General features: G+C 69.3%; 11 protein-coding genes and 1 pseudogene. 7 read left to right on the top strand and 5 right to left on the bottom strand.

Translation table 11 applies throughout. From position 1 onward, the window contains the following. Nucleotides 1-67: 67 nt before the first annotated feature. Together OG272_RS42275 and OG272_RS42270 are read right to left on the bottom strand one after the other, a co-directional pair. Nucleotides 68-2,131, bottom strand: coding sequence for a SpoIIE family protein phosphatase (locus OG272_RS42275; protein WP_327726708.1), 2,064 nt, complete (start codon nucleotides 2,129-2,131; stop codon nucleotides 68-70). Nucleotides 2,132-2,233: 102 nt separating this feature from the next. Then, nucleotides 2,234-2,892 (bottom strand): annotated as a pseudogene (locus OG272_RS42270) (serine/threonine-protein kinase); the annotation flags it as partial. A gap of 476 nt (nucleotides 2,893-3,368) precedes the next feature. On the opposite strand from OG272_RS42270, the gene OG272_RS42265 reads away from it, so the two are divergent. Both OG272_RS42265 and OG272_RS42260 read left to right on the top strand, forming a co-directional pair. Further along, complete coding sequence (locus OG272_RS42265; protein WP_327726710.1) at nucleotides 3,369-4,799, top strand: glycoside hydrolase family 43 protein; 1,431 nt, start codon at nucleotides 3,369-3,371, stop codon at nucleotides 4,797-4,799. A gap of 193 nt (nucleotides 4,800-4,992) precedes the next feature. Beyond that, complete coding sequence (locus OG272_RS42260; RefSeq protein WP_405895783.1) at nucleotides 4,993-7,302, top strand: family 43 glycosylhydrolase; 2,310 nt, start codon at nucleotides 4,993-4,995, stop codon at nucleotides 7,300-7,302. A gap of 199 nt (nucleotides 7,303-7,501) precedes the next feature. Here OG272_RS42260 and OG272_RS42255 read toward each other — a convergent pair whose 3' ends face one another. Both OG272_RS42255 and OG272_RS42250 read right to left on the bottom strand, forming a co-directional pair. Next, nucleotides 7,502-8,215 (bottom strand): DUF4232 domain-containing protein, encoded by a 714-nt coding sequence (locus tag OG272_RS42255; RefSeq protein ID WP_327726711.1) that lies wholly within the window; start codon nucleotides 8,213-8,215, stop codon nucleotides 7,502-7,504. A 250-nt stretch (nucleotides 8,216-8,465) separates the two neighbouring features. After that, the gene (locus OG272_RS42250; RefSeq protein ID WP_327726712.1) at nucleotides 8,466-9,050 is read right to left on the bottom strand and encodes a DinB family protein; all 585 of its coding nucleotides are present in this window, start codon (nucleotides 9,048-9,050) and stop codon (nucleotides 8,466-8,468) included. On the opposite strand from OG272_RS42250, the gene OG272_RS42245 reads away from it, so the two are divergent. The 3 genes from OG272_RS42245 (at nucleotide 9,049) to OG272_RS42235 (ending at nucleotide 10,155) form a co-directional block, all read left to right on the top strand. Continuing rightward, nucleotides 9,049-9,183: a hypothetical protein gene (locus OG272_RS42245; protein ID WP_326574450.1), complete on the top strand. Its 135-nt coding sequence runs from the start codon at nucleotides 9,049-9,051 to the stop codon at nucleotides 9,181-9,183. The genes OG272_RS42250 and OG272_RS42245 overlap by 2 nt on opposite strands. A gap of 122 nt (nucleotides 9,184-9,305) precedes the next feature. Continuing rightward, on the top strand, nucleotides 9,306-9,506 hold the full coding sequence (locus OG272_RS42240) for a hypothetical protein (RefSeq protein ID WP_327726713.1): 201 nt from the start codon (nucleotides 9,306-9,308) through the stop codon (nucleotides 9,504-9,506). A gap of 55 nt (nucleotides 9,507-9,561) precedes the next feature. Continuing rightward, nucleotides 9,562-10,155, top strand: a complete 594-nt coding sequence (locus tag OG272_RS42235) for a peptidase inhibitor family I36 protein (protein ID WP_327726714.1) — start codon at nucleotides 9,562-9,564, stop codon at nucleotides 10,153-10,155. 542 nt (nucleotides 10,156-10,697) lie between these two features. Here OG272_RS42235 and OG272_RS42230 read toward each other — a convergent pair. Continuing rightward, nucleotides 10,698-12,617 (bottom strand): ABC transporter ATP-binding protein, encoded by a 1,920-nt coding sequence (locus OG272_RS42230; protein WP_327726715.1) that lies wholly within the window; start codon nucleotides 12,615-12,617, stop codon nucleotides 10,698-10,700. Nucleotides 12,618-13,128: 511 nt separating this feature from the next. Here OG272_RS42230 and OG272_RS42225 point away from each other — a divergent pair. After that, nucleotides 13,129-15,531 (top strand): AAA family ATPase, encoded by a 2,403-nt coding sequence (locus OG272_RS42225; RefSeq protein ID WP_405895782.1) that lies wholly within the window; start codon nucleotides 13,129-13,131, stop codon nucleotides 15,529-15,531. Further along, nucleotides 15,528-15,938, top strand: a complete 411-nt coding sequence (locus OG272_RS42220; RefSeq protein WP_405895781.1) for a hypothetical protein — start codon at nucleotides 15,528-15,530, stop codon at nucleotides 15,936-15,938. Before OG272_RS42225 ends, OG272_RS42220 begins: the two co-directional genes overlap by 4 nt. Nucleotides 15,939-15,975: the final 37 nt, after the last annotated feature.

The following is a 15,975-nucleotide window of genomic DNA, read 5'->3' as shown; positions in this document are numbered from 1 at the left end:
CGAGGCCGACCTCCGATCCCGTTCCGCGGGCCGACCACCGCCGAGTGGAACCTGTCCCTGAAGGGTGTCAACTCCTGCGCCGGGCGAGGAGCAGCGCCACGTCGTCCTCCGGCTCGCGGTTCAGGGCGCCGAGCAGCATGTCGCAGGTCTCTTCCAGGGGGAGGCGGGTGCCGTCCAGCAGGCGTAGCAGGTTCTGCAGCCCTACGTCGACGGGCATTGCGTGGCTTTCCACCAGGCCGTCCGTGAACAGTGCGAGCAGTGCGCCTTCGCCGAGTTCGCGCTCCTCGACGGTGAACGGCACGCCGCCCACCCCGAGCGGCACCCCGCCGGCGATGTCGAGGAACGCGGCTTTCCCGTCCGGTTCCACCAGTACCGGTGGCAGGTGGCCCGCGCGGGAGACTTCGCATCGGCCGTGCCTCGGGTCGCAGACGACGTAGATACAGGTGGCCAGCATGTCGGAGTCGCCGAGGGAGGCGGTGAGGTCGTCGAGGTGGTGCAGCAGCTCGGCCGGAGGCAGGTCGAGCCGGGCGAGGGCGCGGGTGGCGGTGCGGAGCTGGCCCATGATCGCCGCGGCGTGCACGCCCTTGCCCATCACGTCGCCGACGACGAGGCCGACCTTGCCGTCCTTGAGGGGAAGCACATCGAACCAGTCCCCGCCGACCTCGCTGATCGCGGGCAGATAGCGGGAGGCGATCTCGATGTCGCCGTAGTGCGGTGGGTCCTGGGGCAGCAGGCTGCGCTGGAGAGTGAGTGCGGTGTTGCGTTCGCGTCCGTACAGCCGCGCGTTGTCGATGCAGATGGCGGCGCGCGCGGCCAGTTCGGTGGCAAGGGTGAGGTCCTGGTCGTCGAACGGCCGGGGGTTCACCGTGCGGCACAGGCTGAGCGTGCCCAGCACCTCGCCGCGGGCCATGAGGGGAGCGGCCAGATAGGAGTGGACGCCTGCGCGCCGCAGCGTCTCGGCGGCCGAGTCGTCCCCGGCGATACGCCGTATCTCCGTGCCGGTCACGTGTTCCAGCAGGATCGGCCGTGCCTCTCGTACACACTGGGTGATCATCCGGAAGGAGCTGTACAGGGCGGACGCGTCCACTGGCTCCGCGGCCTTGATCGCATCGGTGGGACGGCTTGTTTTGAGGGCGAGCGCCTGGAAGCCGAGGGAGTCGTCCGCCCGCACCGGGGCCGTGCCTCCGGGGTTGGCCACCGAGTCGAGTACGTCGACGGCCGCGAGGTCGGCAAGCTCCGGAACAGCCACGTCCGCGAGCTCATGTGCCGTCTGGCTCAGGTCGAGCGTGGTACCGATGCGGACGCCGGCGTCGGCTATCACCGCCAGACGCTCCCGCGCTTTCGCGACCTCGGCCGCCGCCCGCTGCCGCTCGGAGACGTCGAGTACCGAAATCGCCAGGCCCAGCACACGCCCGTTCGCGTCCTCGATCCGGTGGTACGACTCCGAGTACGCGTGATCCTCGCTGTCGGCGGCCGTTCGGCCGACCGTCTGCTGATCCAGTAGCGGCTCACCGGTCCGGAGGACCCGCCGCATCCGCGACTCGATGGCCTCCACGTCGAGGGCCGGCAGCACCTCACCGACGCGGCGGCCCAGCACGGCCTCCTCGGGGACGCCGTTGATGCGTTCCAGTGACGCATTGACACGCACCCACCGCAGGTCGGTGTCGAAGACCGCGATGCCCACCGGCGACTGGCTGACCAGGATGTGGGACAGGGCCAGGTCCCGCTCCACGTTCCGTACGGTCTCGGCGTCGGTGCCCAGACCGAGGGCGTGGATGTCGCCACGGGCATCGCGCAGTGGCATGGTGCGGAACTCCACCCGGCGCGTGGAGCCGTCCTTGTGCCGCACCGGAAAGACCCCCGCCCAGCGCGCACCCGTGCGCACGCGATCGAACAGCTCGTGAGCCCGTGCCCGGTTCTCCGGGGCCACGAGCAGTGCGCCCGCGTCCTGGCCCAGCGCTTCCGCGGCGGAGAACCCGAGCAACGACTCGGCTTCGGGGCTCCACAGCGCGATCCGGCCGTCGCTGCCCAGGACCAGGGCCGCCACCCGCAGCACGTCCAGCAGCCCACCAGGCGCAGCAGTGATGCGGTCCTGCCGGCCGTTCCCAGTCCGGGTCTCTCGCTCAGGCATACCGGGGCTCCTTCCGGCGGCAGCGCAAGATCCACTCCTGCCCCTTCCGCCGGACTCCTCAGTCATACCTCTGTCGGCGGAACACCGCACGCCATGGCCGCGTGTACCACGAAATGCGAGCCGTCCGGTCGCCGCGTACGTGAGGACGGACCCGAGGGAGAAGAGGTCGCTCGCTCTGGTCACCGTCTCGCCGCGCACCTGCTCGGGCGACATGAACGCCGGGGTGCCGAGCACCGTTCCGGGCTCGGTGAGGCTGCCGCCGAGGCAGGCCGTGTGTAGCCGCGGGCGAGGCCGAAGCCGATGACGCGGGGGCCGTCGACGGTCAGCAGGATGTTCGCCGGCTTGAGGTCCCGGTGGACCAGGCCCTCCTCGTGGATCGCCTGCAGCGCGAGTGTCAGACGGTGTGCCAGGACGTGCACCGAGGCCGGCGGCAGCGGGCCGAAGTCCCCGTCCACCACCTTGTCGAGCGGCGGCCCGGGCACGTAACCGGTGGCCACCCATGGGTGCTCGACCTCGGTGTCGGCGTCCAGCACGGGCGCGGTCCACTCACCGCCGACCCTCCGCGCGGCGGCCACCTCGCGGGCGAAACGCCGCCGGAACGCCGGGTGCAGCGCGGACTCGGCGTGCACCGGCTTCACCGCGACCGTACGGCCCCCTTGCGAGCGGGCCAGGTAGACCCGCCCCATCCCACCCAAGCCCAGACGGGCGATGAGACGGTACGGGCCGATGTGCGAGGGGTCCTCGGGGACCAGTGGCTGCATGGCTGCGGTCTTCGCACAGAGGCAGGGGAGTTGGACCGCCTGCACAGGATCGTTCGCGCCCGCCGAAGGGCCTCGGCGTGCTCCTTGATGCCGATCTCGTCCGGGATCGAACTGGCCAGTTCCATTGACGTGCTCCTGGCCGACATCTATCTTCTGCTCGAACTTGCGAACAATGTTCGATTTTTCGAACCATGGCCGTCAAAGGGGACAGCCCGTGTCGCGCACTCGCCTCCGGCGCACTCCCGAGCCGGCTCTGTCGGCCCTCTCCGCTGCCTTCGTCACCCGGCCCGCCGCCGCGGGGTCTCCGACAGCTGCCATGTGCACGCGGAAACCGCGGCTCTTCGGCCGCTGACCTGGCATGACGCGGCGTCCCACGTCGCGCGGGAACCGGTCCTGCCTCAACGGTTCGGAGGCCGGGCCTCACCCTCGGCCTCACTTGCACCTGATCATGGCACTCCAGAAAGACAGGAACGCATATGCCCGCGGTTCTCTCCCGGCTGGCGGCGGTATTCGTCGCCGCCTGCCTGCTCTTCACAGCCCAAGCCGTGACCACACCTCAGCGGGCCGCCGCCGCCGACCCGGGCTACCTGATGACGCACTTCATCGGGGAGGGGGCGACCGGTCAGCAGATGTACTTCTCGTACAGCGCGGACGGACTGAACTGGACCGATCTCAACGGCGGCGGCATGACCCTGCGTTCCACCGTGGGCACCCGCGGGGTGCGCGACCCCGCGCTGGTGCGCTCACCCGACGGCAGCAAGTACTGGATCATCGCGACCGACCTGTGCATCGACTGCGGCCAGACGTGGAGTTCGTCCATCAACGACGGCAGCCGCAGCCTTGTGGTGTGGGAGTCGAGTGACCTGGTCACCTGGTCGGCGCCGTGGCTGCTCAACGTCGCCGGCGCGATCCCCGACGGGCGCAACGCCTGGGCGCCGGAAGCGATCTGGGATCCGGCCAGCAACGACTACGTCCTGTACTGGGCGACGAACAAGCCCCTCAACGGCGCGACGAAGCACCGCATCTACTACGCCCGCACCACGGACTTCCGCACGATCACCACGCCGCAGCTCTACATCGACCGCCCCGGCACCCAGGAAATCATCGACACCCAGATCGTCGAGGTCCCTTCCGGCGTCGGCGACTACCGCTACGTACGGGCCTCCGGCGACGGCCAGATCACCCTCGAGGGCAGCAACTCGATCCTCGGCACCTGGACCAACCTCGGCAACCTCTCCGGCATCGGCCTGACCGGCTCCCAGGTCGAGGGCCCGATGTGGATGAAGTTCCGGGACCGCAACGAATGGACCCTCTACCTCGACCAGTACGCGGCCGGAAAGGGATACATGCCGGTCACGACGACCAACCCGTCCGCCACCGGCACCTACAAGCTCCCGACGTCCGGAACCTACTCCCTGGGCGGTACCAAGAAGCGCCACGGCTCGATCCTGAACCTGACGGCCGCCGAGGACGCCCGGATCCAGGCCCGCTGGGCCAACACCCCGGCCAAGCGGCTGCAGTCCTTCAACTTCCAGGACCGCTACGTGCGGCACGCCAACTTCGACGTGCGCATCGACCAGAACATCACCAACGACGACGCCAAGTTCCGGCCGCGACCGGGCCTGGCCGGGTCCGGCACCGTCTCCTTCGAGTCGGTCAACTTCCCCGGCTACTACCTGCGGCACGCCGGATTCGATTTCCAGCTGGTCCACAATGACGGCACCACCCAGTTCGCCGCGGACGCCACGTTCCGTCAGGTGGCCGGGCTCGCCGACTCGGCCTGGTCCTCGTTCCAGTCGTACAACTACCCCGACCGGTACATCCGGCACTACGCGTACGAACTGAAGCTCGAAACGATCACCACCGCGACGGGACGCAGCGACGCGACCTTCCGTCTGACGAGCTGACCTGACGGGGATGCCGGCGCCCTCGGGCGACGCCCCGGCTGCCGCCCGCCCTCAAGCGAGGAAGGCGTCGGCATCCCACCCGCGAGCGCAACGCGACACCAGATGTCATTCGGGCGGCACGCGGCACCTCGGCCGAGGCGTCGCGTCCCCCTCCTCAGGCATGTCTTCTTCAGGGATGTGAACCATGCACAGCGTGAGACTTCAGTGCCGCCGGAGATACCGGCAGGGCGCTCTGGCCGTCGTGGCCGCCGCCTCGTTCATGGTCGGCGTCGTCGGCCCGGCGGCCCCCGTCCAGGCGGCGGAGATCACCGACGGCCTGGCTCTCTGGTACAAACTCGACGCCTCCTCGGGCACCGTGGCGGTGGACTCCTCCGGCCACGGCCGGAACGGCACCGTCAACGGCACCGCGGGCTGGTCGGGCAACGGTGAGGGGCTCACGTTCAACGGGTCCAGCACCTACGTCAAGGTGCCGGACAACATCATGAGCGGCATGAACGCGATCACCGTCTCGATGGACGTGCAGATCGACGCCACCCAGGCCACGCCCTACTTCCTCTACGGCTTCGGCAACACCGCGAGCAGCGGCACCGGCAACGGGTACCTGTTCACCACCGGCAACTCGTTCCGGGCCGCCATCGCCTCCGGGAACTCGTCCACCGAACAGAACACCCGGACCTCCGCCGCGCTGCAGCGCTCGGTCTGGAAGCACGTCACCTACACCCAGACCGGCAACACGGGAGTCCTCTACGAGGACGGCGTGGAAAGGGCCCGTAACACCTCGGTCACCCTCACCCCCGGTTCCATCGGGTCCGGCATCACCACGGCCAACTACATCGGCAAGTCGGTCTACACCAGTGACAAGCTCTTCAAGGGCAAGATCCGCGACTTCCGGGTCTACGACCGCGCACTGGCACCCGGCGAGGTTCTCGATCTCAGCGGGAACACCACGGGCATCGGCGCGGCCACCCACCCCAAGCTGAAGATCGACGCCATCGTCGACGACGCGAACAGCAAGGTCACCCTCCCCCTGACCGAGGGCACCGACCTCACCACGCTCGCCCCGCAGTTCACCATCGCCCAGGGCGCGGCCATCAGTCCCGCCTCCGGCACCCCACGCGACTTCACCCGGCCCGTGACGTACGAGGTGACCGGCCCGGACGGCGAGAAGCGCACCTGGACGGTGGAGGCGCTGGAGATGAGGAGCCCGGTGCTTCCGGGGCTCACCGCCGACCCGAACATCGTCCGGTTCGGCGACACCTTCTACATGTACCCGACCACCGACGGCTTCGCGGGCTGGAGCGGCACGAAGTTCAAGGCGTACTCCTCCAAGGACCTGGTCCACTGGACGGACCACGGCGTCATCCTGGACCTCGGACCCGACGTCAGCTGGGCCGACGCCCGGGCCTGGGCCCCGACGGCGGCCGAGAGGAACGGGAAGTACTACTTCTACTACTCCGCCGACACGAACATCGGCGTCGCGGTCTCCGACTCTCCCACCGGCCCCTTCACGGACCCCCTGGGCAAGCCGCTGATCGCCCGCGGCGCCTTCACCGGCCAGATGATCGACCCGGCGGTCTTCACCGACGACGACGGCAAGACGTACCTCTACTGGGGCAACGGCAGGGCGTACGTCGTGCCGCTGAACGACGACATGGTCTCCTTCGACGCCTCCAAGGTCACCGACATCACCCCGAGCGGCTACAACGAGGGCACCTTCGTCATCAAGCGCAACGGCACCTACTACTTCATGTGGTCGGAGAACGACACACGGGACGAGAACTACCGCGTCGCCTACGCCACCGGCTCCTCGCCCACCGGCCCCTGGACCAAGCGAGGCGTGATCCTGGAGAAGGACCTCGCCCTCGGCATCAAGGGCCCCGGCCACCACTCGGTGGTCCACGTCCCGAACACCGACGACTGGTACATCGTCTACCACCGCTTCGCCATCCCCGGCGGCGACGGCACCCACCGCGAAACCACCATCGACAAGCTGGAGTTCGACGCCGACGGCCTGCTGAAGAAGGTCGTGCCCACCCTGAGCAGCATCGCCCCGCTCCCCACTCTGCCGACGAACACCACCCGCTCGCTCCAGTCGGTCAACTTCACCGGCCGCTACGCCGCCGTCCGCTCCGACAGCCTCGGCTACCTCGACCCGGTGACCTCCTCCAGCACCACGGCGGTCAAGCAGAGCGCCACCTTCACCGTCGTCCCCGGCCTGGCCGACTCCACCTGCTACTCGTTCCGTGACTCGACCGGCCGCTACCTGCGCCACAAGGACTACCGGATCCGCTTCGACGCGAACAACGGCACGGCGGTCTTCAACAAGGACGCCACCTACTGCGCCCGGCCGGGCTCGGCCACCGGCTCGGTCAGCCTGGAGTCCTACAACTACCCCGGCCGCTACCTCCGCCACTACAACTTCGAACTGCGCGTCGACCCCTTCCAGGACACCGCCACCTTCCGCGCCGACAGTTCCTTCAAGGCGGTCAGCCCCTGGGCCTGACCGCGGTCCCTCACCGGCCAGGTGCCCCGCACGGCTTTACCGGTTCACCGGGCGGGGCACCTGGCATCGTGGCGCACCGGGCCTCACGTCGGCCGGTCAGCCGCGTCACGAGCACTCCGGTCCTCTTCCCTTCCCCATGAGGGCGAGTTCCCCATGAGGGCACGCACGTGGCCGAGGACGTGGTCCCGATCAAGGTCCGTCACTTCGACATGATGAAGTCCAGGGCAACGCCGGAAGCCGTCGTCCAGTAGGTGACAAGTTGACCGTCGTCCGCGTACAACGTGTCGACGGGCATGGGAACGTCGATCGGCTCGCCCGCCTTGCTGCCGAGCTTGCCGCCCTGGAGCGTGAGGGTGATGCTCTTCGCCTCGTAGTCATCCCTGGCGCCGCCGGCGACGAGCAGGGCGGCGTGCGCCTCCTCACCCGGAGCGATGGTCGTGGGCTCCACCGGGTCCGGGCCGCGGCTGTCCTCGATCACCGGGGCCGGGGCCTGGGCATCACCGATCTCTATGTAGGGATAGTGGTAGACGTTGCACTTCTTGTCGCCGGCGTTCTGGACGGTGATGAGGACGTGCCTCGCGTCCTCGCTGTCCGCCTGCTCCAGCGTGGCGGAGACCCCGAGTTCGTCCGCGGTGCAGGCGGCGATGGTGCCGCTGTCGCCGTTCCCGCCGCCGTCGTCGTCGCTTCCGCCGGTCGCGCTCGAACCGCCGCCCGGCTTCGGCGAAGCCGTCTCCCCCGGCTTCGCCGAACTCGTCGCGCTGGGCTGGTCCGAACCCTTGGCGTCATCCGAGCCCCCGGCCGAGCCGGGCTCGCACGCCGTGGACGCGAGCAGCGCGGCGACCGCCGCGGTCCCGAGGACGTAGGACTTCCAGCCCCTGGGGCTCTGGTGGTTCTTGCGGACGGCAGCATTCATCGTTTCCCCCGTGGTCGGCCGAACGCGTCCGCGCTCGACTCTCGATTGCGAGCAGAGTCTGCAGCAGGAATCGCCCTGGGCGCGTATGCCTCGTACGTCTGTTACGGATCGCGCACGAGGAAGGGACGGTTCCGCCAGACGACGGCAGACGCGGCCGCCTGATCAGCTCAACGGCCCACTGAAGTACTCAGTCACAGCACGTGAATTGAGTAGTCATTGCTTTTCCCTGCTTAGAGGTGCTTAGAGGCCTCTAGGCCTTGATTGGTGCGGCCGACCTGGCGGCCTGCTCGATCTTCGCGCAGTAGGCTGCACGGGCTTCCTCGTCGATCTGCTTCTCGTTTTCGGCGCGCACCCCGGTCCGGCCGTCGAGGCCCTCGCGCAGGATATCGGCGTGCCCGGCATGCCGGATGGACTCGCCGAGGACATGGACCATGATGGCGAACAGGTTCATGTTGGGATAAGGCTCCGGCCACCACGGCACGTGGCCGGGGGCGTCGAGGGGAAGCTCGTTGATCGTCGCGTCCGAGTGTTCCCACGTGCGCCGATAGAACCCGATGATCTGATCTTGGGTCTCGTCCTCGGTCGCCCACAGATCGCTGCCGTTGTAGTCCTGCCACCGGGGCAGCCGTTCCGGGGAAGGGCGGTCGAAGACCTCGCCGAAGTACCTGGCCTCGACGGTGGCCACGTGTTTGACCAGGCCGAGGAGGTTGGTCCCGGTCGCTGTCAAAGGTCGGCGTGCGTCGTATTCGGACAAGCCGTCGAGTTTCCAGAGCAGCGCCTTGCGGTCCCGCCGCAGTCTCCCGTGCAGGTTGACTTTCGCGAATTCATCGATCATGCGGCATGAGCCTGCCATGGGCTGCTCGTGGTCTCAAGATCCGTACGTGGTCCGCAACGACTGGCAGAGCCGAGGCCTGGCCATGGCCGCCGCCCTGACCTGCTACAAGAAGTTCGCGAAACTTGCCACGTGAGACAACCTCATAGTGGTCCAGGTCCACATCGGCGATGCGAATCCAGTTCTGCGGGGCCCCCGATGCGTTTGGGTCAAGGAAATCCGGGTGCTGTGTGTTCGGGCCGCGGTCAGCATTGCCTGGTGTCTGAACTGCTGTGGGATGAAGTGAAGGGCTTCTTCGACCCTGAGTGGGAGGGGTGTCTTCCGGATGTGTGGGTGGGATCGGCGGTGCCGTCCCGCACTCGGTCACCGACCAACGGCGAACACCTGCCGATGTGCGGGGTGACCAGCGGTATTCGGCCGTGCTCGAAACGCGTGGCGCGGGCCGAGCGACGCCGCTGATCCTGGGGTGGTCGCAGGAGCAACGGTTCCGGCCACACACCAACGGGAGAGACGCATGAATCCGCTGAAGCTGCTGAATCCGCTGAGAACGCGCCCTACTTCCCTCGCACTCGGACTGGTCGCCGCATCCGTGCTCACGACGGCTCTGGCCACCCCGTCGTCCGCCGCGCCGGCGGAGGCCGCCTCGTCGGCCCGGACGGCGGACACGCGGCTGGAGCGGCAGATCGAGGGCCTGCTGCGGCACAACGAGGGTGCGGAGCGGGTGGGGAAGGATCGGGTGCGGTTGGAGCCGGGCGTGGAGATGTCGGTCGTACCGTCCGCCCGTGCGGGGGCCGCCGGCACGGGCGACTGCCGGACCGGCTATGCCTGTGTGTGGCAGTACCGCGACGCGACCGGCTACCGCCTGGACTTCTACTACTACGGCTCCTACACCCTGTCCAACTACACGCTGTCCGACGGCTCCAGTTGGCAGGACCGGGTCAGCTCCTACTACAACGCGCAGACCGGCGGCGCCTGGATGGTCGGCAAGAACTGGGTCACCTCGGGCGGCGGCGGCCAACTGGAGTGGATCTTCGGCGGCCCGGGTGGGACGTACGAGGCGCAGGTGGCCGCCGACAATCAGGCCGATGTGATCCAGCTCTACGCGTAGCCGAGGAGCGGGTGCGGGGACGACGGTCGGCGTGACCACGACCTGCTGACGGGTCGTTGGGCCGCTGCGACACCAGGATCTCCGGCCCGCCCTCGACAGGCGGCATGCGCAAGGCATCGACGACAAGGCATCGACGACGTCGACGAGACGTTCGTCGAGCAGTACGCGAAGAGCCGGCAGATCAACCGGGATCTGCCGGCTCACCGTGGCGAGCAGGAGCGGCGCCGTCGGGAGGAGCTCAGCCGCGGGACTGGGCTGTGACCGGATTGGTTCACCTCGCCCAGCAGGGACGGCTTCTCGACCCACGTCGCATGCGTCGATGACCGAAGGTACGAGGGCGTGACGCCCGACCGGGCCCCGGCCTGATCCCTGACCTACCGATCGACTGGGAGGGATGGGTCTTCCTCCCGTCCGTTCCCGGACCGCGTCAGCCGGTCCGGGAAACAGCGGTCGTGTCCCCCGACGCTTCGCGGTTTGCCGCATCCGACGGACGTATCAGCGTGACGCCGCCCGCGGTCGAGGATGTCCGGAAACCGACTCGATCATGCGGACCCGGTGCTCGTACGCACATGCGACGACGTCCTGCGGTCCCCGTCCGGCGCCGGGTCGGTCGGTCCGGGCAGCCCGCTGGGACCGGCTTCCGGGAGCGGGCGTCCGAGGGCCGACTCGGCGCTCTCGCCGAGGAAGCCGCCCGACTGGTGCTGCCACAGCTTGGCGTAGGCGCCGTTCGCCGTGAGCAGTTCCTCGTGGGTGCCCTGTTCGACGACGGTTCCGTGGTCGAGGACGACGAGGCGGTCCATGCCGGCGACGGTGCTCAGACGGTGGGCGACCACGAGGGCCGTACGCCCGTCCATCAACCGCCACAGGGCGTCCTGGACGAGGAGCTCGCTCTCCGAGTCCAGCGCGCTGGTGGCCTCGTCGAGCAGCAGGATCGGGGCGTCGCGCAGGATGGCCCTGGCGAGGGCGACGCGCTGGCGCTGGCCGCCCGAGAGTTTCACTCCCCGCTCCCCCACCAGAGTGCCGAAGCCGTCGGGGAGTTGGTGGGCGAACTCCGTGACGTGCGCGGCCGCGGCCGCGGCGTGGATCTCCTCGTCGGTGGCGCCGGGCCGGGCGAAGGCGATGTTGTCCCGCAGGCTGCGGTGGAACATGGCGGGTTCCTGCGGGACGTAGGCGATCAGTGAGCGCAGGTCGGTCTGGCGCAGCCGGCTGATGTCCTGACCGCCGATCAGGATGCGTCCGTCGTCGATGTCCGACATCCGCAGCAGGAGCCGGGTGAGTGTGGTCTTGCCGCCGCCGGACCTGCCGACCAGACCGATCCGCGCGCCCGCGGGCACGTCCAGGTCGAGTCCCTGGAAGATCGGCTTCGCGCCCGCGTGGGCGAAGGTCACCGCCTCGAAGCGGATGCCGGTGTCCCGCGGTGCGAGCGGTTCGGGCTCCGTCGGGTCGAGCACGGTGGGCGGATCCAGCAGCAGCTCCGTGAACTGCGCGGCCTCGGTCATCGAGCTTTCCAGACGCCGGTAGATCTGGTTGAACTCGAACATGATCTGGGTCGCGTTGGAGTAGTAGGTGAAAGCGACGACGACCTCCTCCACTCCCTGGCCCGGGCCACCGAAGGCGATGGCGACCAACAGACCCAGCACGTTGGTCAGCACGGACAGGGGGGCGATCAGGGTGTCGACGCGCAGGTTGCCGTAGTCCCACGACCTCAGCGTCAGGCGCCGGGAATCCGCGACACGGCTGCGGTGTTCGTCGGCCTCCCGCCCCTCGGCCGCGAACGCCCGGATGGTCTCCATGTTCGTGAGGCTGTCGGCGACGTGGCCGGAGACCCGGGCGATCGCCGCCTCACGGGCGTTGACGAGCCGCTGCCGGCGACGGATCAGAGGCGTGGCGGCCACGACGGTCAGCGCGATCATCACGAGAAGGCCGGCGACGAGCATCGGTTCGTAGCTCCACAGCACCACGGCACCGAACACCAGGGGGACGAGGCTGCCCACGATCCGGTACGTCACGGTGTCGACGAAGTCCTCGAAGCGCTTGCCGAAGCTCAGCACCCGTTTGGTCAGAGAGCCGGCGAAGTTGTCGTGGAAGAACGCCGCGTCCTTGGCGAGGAGTTCGTCCATGCCACTCACGTACAGGTGTTCCATGCCGAGGGCGTCCACGCGGTTCAGGCAGTGCTGCCCGACCCGCCACACGGCCTCGGCGAGCAGCAGCGTGACGCCGAAGCCCAGCACGTACGGCAGCGCCGAGCTGAGGGTGAGACCGCCGTCGTCGGCGGCCTGGCCTGCCAGTTTGGCGATCAGGAGGGGGGCGACGTAGCGGATGCCGATGTTGCCCACGGCCGGCAGCAGCAGTGCGGGCAGGGCCAGCCGTCGTAGTCGCAGTAGTTCCCGGCCGTAGCGGCGCAGTGCCAGAACGACCGCGCTCCTGCCCGGCGTCGGCCCTTGCGTATCTGTTGTCCCCATCACACTCCCGGAGGTTCGGAAGTCGGAAGTGTCCCGTCCGGGGAAGTCCTCAGTCCAGGCATTTAACGCGGAACGGCGATAACCGGACACCGCCGCATTCAGGGTGCGCAGCGGACGTATCCAGTGGTGCAGTGGTGCGCTTGCGGCGGCTGGTGCAGCCGTCGTCGCCGTTCAGGGCCCAGCGCACGGCGGACCCGGGAAGCGCGCCGAAGGCGGCGCTCACCCTGACCGCCAGCCCCGACCTCGCGCGCTCCGCACGGCGCCACCGACACCTTTCCGCAGGCCCCGACCCACCCGCGGCGCCCCGCGGATCCGCTGGCCGAACACATTTCCGTGCCGGGCAGGACACTAGAACATGTGTACACAAAATCCAGCCTCGTGAATTCATTGAAGTCTGTTGACGACGCTAACACGCTTCCGTCATGCTCGGCTTGACAACGGCTCATCGTCCCCTCGCGTCGCCTTGGGCACGCCCGCCGCAGCCATCCAGAGCACCCAAGGAATCCGAGCCATGAGCGACACCAGCCTCCGTGACCTGCTCCTCGCCCGGTTGCCCGGATCAGGGCTCTCCGTCGAGGAGCAGGCGCTGCTGCGCGATCTGCTGCCTGCGGCCCGGCCCCGGAGCGGTGGCCGTTCCGGGGCCGTGTACATGCGGTCCATCACGGCCTCCGGCTGGCGCGGTATCGGGCCCGCCGCCACTGTCCGGCTGAATCCCGGCCCCGGTCTGACGCTGGTGGCGGGCCGCAACGGCTCCGGCAAGTCGAGCTTCGCCGAGGCCGCGGAGATGGCCTTGACGGGCGACAACTTCCGCTGGCAGGGGCGCACTCAGGTATGGAAGAAGGGCTGGCGCAACCTCCACGAGCACTCCGCCCCCGAGGTCGCGGTGGAGCTCTGCTTCGACGCCGGCAGTGACGGTGAGGGCGCCAAGGAGCCCGTGACCGTACGCCGGATCTGGTACGGCGAAGGGCTCGAGGAGTCCCGCACCGTCGTGGAGGAAGCCGGACAGGCCACCGGCGAAGCCGTGCACGAGGTGATCGACGCCGAGCAACTGTCGCTGTACCGGCCGTTCCTCCCGTACACCCAGCTCGGTGCGTTGATCAACGGGCCGCTGACCACCTTGCACGACGAGATCTCCCGGATTCTCGGCCTCGAACTGCTCAGCGACACCGACGCCGCGGCGCGGGCTCGGGCCAAGACCCTGACCGACACCGAGAACGCCGCCAAGGCCCTCACAGCCACGGTGATCCGGGAGTTGTCGGAGGTGGACGACCCGCGCGCCGAGGAGGCGATCACGGTTCTCTCCGGCAGGACCCCCGACCTGGACGCCGTCCGGGCCCTGTTGCAGGGCCACGGCGCCGCCGACGCGGCACACCTCGCACGGCTGCGCCGGCTGGCCGATCTGGAGCGCCCGGACCGGCCGTTGATCGCGAAGGCCGTGACCCGGCTGCGCTCGGCGTCCGCCGCGGCGGACGACGCACGCCACGGGTCCGCCGAGGACGCCCGGCAGTTGATCACACTGCTCGACGCCGCGCTGGAGCAGCACCGCCGCCATCCCGAAGTCTCCGACTGCCCCGTATGCGGCAGCACGGATCTCTTGGACCGCTCCTGGGCGGAACGGACGCGCGCGCAGGTCGAAAGGCTCCAGACGGAGGCCGCCGAGGCCGAGGCGGCACACCACGAACTCGTGAACGCGGTGCGGGAGGCGCACGACCTGATGCGTCCGGCCCCCGCCCGGCTCCAGGCCGACGAGCCCTCCCTCGCCGCGCTCTGGCGGGATCTGGTCGCCTGCCGCACGGTACGTGACCCGCGTGAGCTGGCCGACCGTGCGGAACGTGCCGAGGCGGTCCTCGGTGATGCCTGTGATCAGGTCCGTGAGGACGCCCGCCGACGCGTCACAGCGCAGGACGGACGCTGGCAGCCCGTGGCCGTACGCCTGTCCGGGTGGTTGGGCCAGGCGGAGGCCGCGCAGGCGGCGAAGCCCGCCCGCAAGCAGGTCAAGGCCGTACGTGACTGGGTGCGAGCGCTCACCGACGAGTTGCGGGACGCCCGGTTCCAGCCGTTCGCCGACCAGTCCGGGCAGATCTGGCGACTGTTGTGCGAGCGCAGCAGCGTCTCGCTGGGTGCGATCGGACTCACCGGTGTCGGTCCGCAGCGGCAGGTCAGTCTTCCCGTCTCCGTGGACGATGCCGACGCGCCCGCATTCGGCGTCATGAGCCAGGGCGAACTGCACTCACTCGCCCTCTCCCTGTTCATCCCGCGGGCCACCCACCAGGACAGTCCCTTCGGTTTCCTGGTCATCGACGACCCGGTGCAGTCCATGGACCCGGAGAAGGTCGACGGCCTCGCCAAGGTTCTCGACCTGTACGCGCGGCACCGGCAGGTCGTCGTCTTCACCCACGACACCCGGCTCGAAGAGGCCATCCAGCGCCTCGGTCTGCGGGCGACGGTCATGCGGGTGTCCCGGCAGACCGACTCGGTCGTCCGCGTCTCCTCCGTCAGCGACCCGGTGAGCCAGGCCCTGGCGGAGGCACGGGCCGTCGCCCTCGATCCGCACCTGCCGCCGGAGGTCGCCGACCGGGTGCTCCCCTCGATGTGCCGTCTGGCGCTGGAGGCCGCCTACCAGGACACCGCGCGGCGTGCCCTGCGCGAGGCCGGCATGGGGCAGCGCGACATCCAGGAGCGGGTCACCCGGCCGGGACCTCTCACCGGCCTCGCGGCCCTCGCGATGGGCATGCGGGGCAAGGAGGGGCGCGAGGTGCTGGACGCCGTCGCCCGTGACCACGGCCCGTGGGCCAGGGAGTTGATCCAGGGGCTGAACCAGGCAGCGCACCAGGCGCCGACCACGCCCGTCGGTGACCGCGTGGCCCTGGTCGACCGTACGCAGCGCCTCGCCAAGGAGGTGCTGGCCCGGTGACCACTCCCCCGCGCTCCACCCGCGTTCTCCCCACGAAAGAACTCCTGGCGTCAGCAGACCAGTTGCTCAATCCCTCGGACGACACCGCACTCTCCCCCGGCGTCCGGGCGCGCGCCGCGGCCACCCTGCTCCGGCTGGCCCTCGACGAGACCCTCGACGCCTTCTGGCGGTCGGTCAGCCCTCGCATGACCCGCAGCACCGGCCGCACCCGCATGCTCTGCCTGCAGTGGTACGTCACCCCCTCCGTCGCACGCCAGTGGTACACCGTCTGGTCCGGCCTCAGCGCCGCCTGTCACCACCACACGTACGACCTGCCTCCGACCCCCGCCGAGGTACGGGCCTGGCACCAGGACGTGAGTGAACTGCTCCGCGTCCTGGCCGCCGCCACCGCCACCGCCACCGCCTGAACCACGCCGCCCTTCCCCGTACACGTGAGGAACAGCA

It is taken from the genome of Streptomyces sp. NBC_00104, assembly GCF_045160825.1.
Taxonomy (GTDB): domain Bacteria; phylum Actinomycetota; class Actinomycetes; order Streptomycetales; family Streptomycetaceae; genus Streptomyces.
This window is presented reverse-complemented; position numbering and strand designations above follow the sequence as displayed.

What these genes read in the sequence shown, in the direction of transcription:
- OG272_RS42265 (WP_327726710.1), top strand. Translation starts at nt 3,369, where the DNA reads ATGCCCGCGGTTCTCTCCCGGCTGGCGGCGGTATTCGTCGCCGCCTGC.
- OG272_RS42255 (WP_327726711.1), bottom strand. Translation starts at nt 8,215, where the DNA reads ATGAATGCTGCCGTCCGCAAGAACCACCAGAGCCCCAGGGGCTGGAAG.
- OG272_RS42230 (WP_327726715.1), bottom strand. Translation starts at nt 12,617, where the DNA reads ATGGGGACAACAGATACGCAAGGGCCGACGCCGGGCAGGAGCGCGGTC.
- OG272_RS42225 (WP_405895782.1), top strand. Translation starts at nt 13,129, where the DNA reads ATGAGCGACACCAGCCTCCGTGACCTGCTCCTCGCCCGGTTGCCCGGA.
- OG272_RS42235 (WP_327726714.1), top strand. Translation starts at nt 9,562, where the DNA reads ATGAATCCGCTGAAGCTGCTGAATCCGCTGAGAACGCGCCCTACTTCC.
- OG272_RS42250 (WP_327726712.1), bottom strand. Translation starts at nt 9,050, where the DNA reads ATGATCGATGAATTCGCGAAAGTCAACCTGCACGGGAGACTGCGGCGG.
- OG272_RS42245 (WP_326574450.1), top strand. Translation starts at nt 9,049, where the DNA reads ATGCGGCATGAGCCTGCCATGGGCTGCTCGTGGTCTCAAGATCCGTAC.
- OG272_RS42275 (WP_327726708.1), bottom strand. Translation starts at nt 2,131, where the DNA reads ATGCCTGAGCGAGAGACCCGGACTGGGAACGGCCGGCAGGACCGCATC.